Origin of the sequence: Herbaspirillum sp. B65, from assembly GCF_000333555.1 — a bacterium.
GTDB classification, from domain to species: domain Bacteria; phylum Pseudomonadota; class Gammaproteobacteria; order Burkholderiales; family Burkholderiaceae_D; genus Herbaspirillum; species Herbaspirillum rubrisubalbicans.
This window is the reverse complement of sequence record NZ_BADI01000733.1, coordinates 1-3,045: the sequence shown is the minus strand read 5'-3', so window position 1 is coordinate 3,045 and position 3,045 is coordinate 1. Positions and strand designations below refer to the sequence as shown.

Annotated in this window: 4 protein-coding genes; 3 read left to right on the top strand and 1 reads right to left on the bottom strand. The window is 61.4% G+C overall.

The genetic code is table 11. The features are described from left to right. The first annotated feature begins 72 nt into the window (after positions 1-72). The 3 genes from lptF to I5W_RS17250 are packed head-to-tail and all read left to right on the top strand — an operon-like array spanning position 73 to position 2,767. Positions 73-1,203, top strand: a complete 1,131-nt coding sequence (lptF, locus tag I5W_RS17260) for an LPS export ABC transporter permease LptF (protein ID WP_044530140.1) — start codon at positions 73-75, stop codon at positions 1,201-1,203. 1 nt (position 1,204) lies between these two features. Beyond that, positions 1,205-2,335: an LPS export ABC transporter permease LptG gene (gene lptG, locus I5W_RS17255; RefSeq protein WP_017451656.1), complete on the top strand. Its 1,131-nt coding sequence runs from the start codon at positions 1,205-1,207 to the stop codon at positions 2,333-2,335. Positions 2,336-2,380: 45 nt separating this feature from the next. Next, entirely contained in the window at positions 2,381-2,767 is a 387-nt protein-coding gene (locus I5W_RS17250; protein ID WP_044530141.1) for a sirohydrochlorin chelatase, read from the top strand. Positions 2,768-2,789: 22 nt separating this feature from the next. On the opposite strand, the gene I5W_RS32875 is transcribed toward I5W_RS17250, so the two are convergent. Continuing rightward, a partial coding sequence (locus tag I5W_RS32875; RefSeq protein ID WP_217284452.1) for a hypothetical protein occupies positions 2,790-3,045 on the bottom strand: 256 nt, incomplete at its 5' end.

Genomic DNA, 3,045 nt, shown 5'->3' with positions numbered 1-3,045 from the left:
AGCCCTGGAACGATGCCGGGCCCAGGCCACGGAAGCAATGACCCCGACACCAGAGACCAATCCAGTATCCCCATGATTTTTCAGCGCGCCCTCAGACGCGAATTGACCAGCACCGCAGGTGGGGTCTTCACTACGCTGTTCACCATCACGCTGACCGTGATGCTCATCAAGATCCTCGGCCAGGCCGCGGGTGGCCAGGTGGCGTCGCAAGACGTGCTGGCCCTGATCGGCTTCCAGTCGCTGAACTACATGCCCATCATCCTGATCCTCACCGGCTTCATCTCGGTGCTGCTGGTGATGACGCGCAGCTACCAGGATTCCGAGATCGTGGTCTGGTTCGCCTGCGGCATGTCGCTCACGCGCTGGATCGCCCCGGTGCTGCGCTTCGGCTGGCCCATCATGGCGCTGGTGGCGGTGCTGTCCTTCGTGGTCACGCCCTGGGCCAATGAGCAGAGCAGCGAATATCGCAGCCGCTTCGAGCAGCGCGAAGACATCGCCCGCGTCTCGCCGGGCAAGTTCCAGGAATCGGCGGCGGCCAACCGCATCTTCTTCGTCGAGGGCATTTCCGGCGATGCTTCCAAGGTGCGCAATATCTTCGTCAATACCATCAACCAGGATGGCAAGAACAGCGTGGTGGTGGCCAAGGAAGGCGAGACCACGGTGGACGCCGATGGCGAGAAGTTCGTGGTCATGCACAAGGGGCGCCGCTATGACGGCTCGCCCAGCCTGCCGGATTTCCAGATCGTCGACTTCGAGCGCTATGGCCTGTTGATCGGTAACCAGTCGCAGACGGCCGCCGGTGAACGTTCGGCGCGCGCCTTGCAGATGAACGAGTTGCTGGCCAAGCGCGATGGCTTTGCGCGCGGCGAACTGCTGTGGCGTATCGCGCTGCCCTTGATGGCGCTGGCGCTGATGCTGCTGGCCATTCCACTGTCCTTCGTGAATCCGCGTGCCGGTCGTTCGCTGGGCCTGCTGGTGGCGCTGTTGCTGTTCGTGGTCTACAGCAATACGGTGAGCGTGTTCCAGGCCTCGGTGGCGCAGCAGCGCATGATTTTCGTGATGGCCTGGTGGCCGGTGCACCTGATCGTGGCGCTGCTGATCGTGGGCATGTTTGCCCTGCGCCTGAACATCAATCATCCTTTCCACCCATCCCGGTTGTGGAGCCGAGTGCGGCGCGCCATGACGTTCCAGCGCGAGGCCTGAGATGAGAGTCATCCAACGTTACTTCACTACCGAGATCACGCGCTCGGTATTCTTTGCGCTGGCAGCCTTCCTGGCCTTGTTTGCCTTCTTCGAGATGATGGGGCAGCTGGAACAGGTCGGTCGCAACGGCTACAAGTTGCAGCAGGCCGTGTTCTATGTGTTGATGGGCTTGCCCGGCAATGTCTATGAACTGATGCCCACCGCCGTGCTGATCGGCACCATCTATACGCTCTCGCAACTGGCGGCGCGTTCCGAATTCACCATCATGCGCGTGTCCAGCATGTCCACCGGCATGGCGGCCAAGGTGCTCTTGCGCATCGGCGTAGGCTTTGCGGTCATCACCATCATCTTTGGCGAACTGATCGCACCCAAGGCGTCGGAGTGGGCCGAGAAGCTCCGGTTGCAAGCACAGGGCTCCTCGATGTCCTCGCAGTTCCGTTCCGGCATGTGGGCCAAGGACGTGATCAAGGACCACGGCCTGGAAGGCAACGTCACCGGCAGCCGCTTCATCAACATCCAGACCGTGCAACCGGATGGCCGTATCGAAGGCGTCAAGCTCTACGAACTCGATACCGACTTCCACATGGCGCGCATGGTCACGGCCAAGAGCGGGATGTACGAAGGCGATCATCAATGGGTGTTGAGCGACGTGGTGCAATCGGACTTCACCGGCGACAAGGACCGCAAGATCACCGAGCCGGTCAAGACGATGAAGCTGGCGCAGATGAAGCTGGTTTCGGAGGTGACACCGGAAATCCTCTCGGTGCTCTTCGCCGACCCGGACCGCATGTCGGCCTATGACCTGCTGGCCTATACCAAGCACCTGGAAGCCAATAATCAGCGCACCGACCGCTACGAGATCGCCTTCTGGAAAAAGATCGTCTATCCGCTGTCGATCTTCGTGATGCTGGCACTGGCCTTGCCCTTTGCCTACCTGCATTTCCGTGCCGGTGGTGTGAGTCTGAAGATCTTCACCGGCATCATGATCGGGGTGTGCTTCCAGCTCATCAATAGCCTGTTTTCGCATCTGGGCTTGCTCAATACCTGGCCGGCCTTCATGACGGCGGCCCTGCCCAGCCTGTTGTTCATGGTGCTGGCCATCGGTTCGCTGTGGTGGGTGGAGCGCACCTGAGCCTGACCGTTTTATCTCACTAGCCTGAAAGACCTGTTGCCCATCATGAGCGAGTCCGTCACCCAAAGCCTGATCCTGTTCGCCCATGGCGCACGCGACCCCGCCTGGGCCGCGCCTTTCGAACGCCTGCGTGCACTGACCCAGGCGGCCATGCCGGGCGCCAGCGTGCAACTGGCCTTTCTGGAACTGATGCAGCCCGATCTGCCCACCGTCGCGGCCCGGCAGGTGGCTGGCGGTAGCCGGCGCATTACGGTGATCCCGGTGTTCCTGGGGCAGGGCGGCCATGTGCGTCGCGACTTGCCGGAACTGCTGGAACAACTGCGCCAGGCGCATCCGGGCGTGGAGATTCGCACGGTGCCGGCAGTGGGGGAGGATGAAGCGGTATTGCAGGCGATTGCAGCGTATTGCGTCGGGACGGCGCGTCAAGCCTGAGTGGCGGGTTGCGCTGGCTTTTTCATTCGGCAGTCAGCGTCCAGGTTACTGTTTCACGGCCCAGGTATTGGCCGTGTGATCCCAGGGGGCGTCGTAGCGCCTGATCAAGATTGGCGAATTTTTTTCGCCAGTCAGGGTGTCGGGTTGTACGAAGTGGGATAAAAACGACGGGGTGAGGGGACGTGTTGGGTAGCCGGCACATACGTACCGCCTGTGCCGTCTCCACGCCAAACACATTGCGCAAGGTGGTATCGTGCCGCTTCAGTCCCGATCCGCCA

Coding starts and splice junctions, on each gene's coding strand:
- lptF (WP_044530140.1), top strand. CDS start 73: ATGATTTTTCAGCGCGCCCTCAGACGCGAATTGACCAGCACCGCAGGT.
- lptG (WP_017451656.1), top strand. CDS start 1,205: ATGAGAGTCATCCAACGTTACTTCACTACCGAGATCACGCGCTCGGTA.
- I5W_RS17250 (WP_044530141.1), top strand. CDS start 2,381: ATGAGCGAGTCCGTCACCCAAAGCCTGATCCTGTTCGCCCATGGCGCA.